Raw genomic sequence first — 1298 nt, forward strand, 5'->3', positions numbered from 1 at the left:
CTTTCTGAGCTGCCTATGCGGCAGCGAACAACTTCAACGGCAACGTCAGCTTCGGCTACAATTTCTGAGCTGCCTATGCGGCAGCGAACTCGTCGAGCGCCTGTCTTGGGGATACATGCAATTTCTGAGCTGCCTATGCGGCAGCGAACCGGCCGTCGGCGGTGCGGTCGATGATGTAGTCTTTCTGAGCTGCCTATGCGGCAGCGAACGGTGATCGTCGGCACCGGCTCGGTGATCGCATTTTCTGAGCTGCCTATGCGGCAGCGAACAAGGTATCGGCGCAGCCACGGCCCAGGCTGATTTTCTGAGCTGCCTATGCGGCAGCGAACACGCTGTCCAGCATCTGCTGCACAGTCTGACCTTTCTGAGCTGCCTATGCGGCAGCGAACTATCCGGCTGACGTGCAGTTCGTGCGCATTGATTTCTGAGCTCCCTATGCGGCAGCGAACTTGACCGTGCCGCTGCCCTGCCCCGGCAAGCCTTTCTGAGCTGCCTATGCGGCAGCGAACGAGACGCTTTCCATCGCTGGCGCGATCCTCCTTTTCTGAGCTGCCTATGCGGCAGCGAACGCGATGGCCGCTTCCTTCCACTGGTGCAGGTTTTTCTGAGCTGCCTATGCGGCAGCGAACTCGTCGGCCGGGTAGGCGGGCAGCTCCGAGCGTTTCTGAGCTGCCTATGCGGCAGCGAACGGCCACGTTCGCGCGCACGCGCTCGGCCTGCTTTTCTGAGCTGCCTATGCGGCAGCGAACGCGCTGGTGCTCAACCGCCCCGACTACCTGAATTTCTGAGCTGCCTATGCGGCAGCGAACAGTTAGGAAAGACCTATTGACAATCAACATTATTTCTGAGCTGCCTATGCGGCAGCGAACCGGGCGGCAGGACATCGGCGGACCACGTCAGGTTTCTGAGCTGCCTATGCGGCAGCGAACGACCTTGTGTCGAAGGTGCTGGCGCGGGAGGTTTTCTGAGCTGCCTATGCGGCAGCGAACCAGGTAGGGCGACACCACGGCATCCCGGCAGCTTTCTGAGCTGCCTATGCGGCAGCGAACTCACTGTCACCACGTAGCTGCCAGCAGCGGTGTTTCTGGCCTGCCTATGCGGCAGCGAACCGGCCATGTCAGAAAACCGCCTTGGCGCTGTCTTTCTGAGCTGCCTATGCGGCAGCGAACTTTATTTTCGTCTGCCAGTCGCCCGATAAACATTTCTGAGCTGCCTATGCGGCAGCGAACCGTTCGCGTTGGGTTTCGCCTATTGGACTTTTTTTCTGAGCTGCCTATGCGGCAGCGAACCGGTGCTGG

General features: G+C 60.0%; 1 CRISPR repeat array.

The features are described 5' to 3' along the window. The first annotated feature begins 1 nt into the window (after position 1). Positions 2–1289: a CRISPR direct-repeat array (repeat unit 28 nt; unit sequence TTTCTGAGCTGCCTATGCGGCAGCGAAC). Positions 1290–1298 lie beyond the last annotated feature (9 nt).

Origin of the sequence: Thermomonas fusca DSM 15424, from assembly GCF_000423885.1 — a bacterium.
Classification (GTDB): Bacteria; Pseudomonadota; Gammaproteobacteria; order Xanthomonadales; family Xanthomonadaceae; genus Thermomonas; species Thermomonas fusca.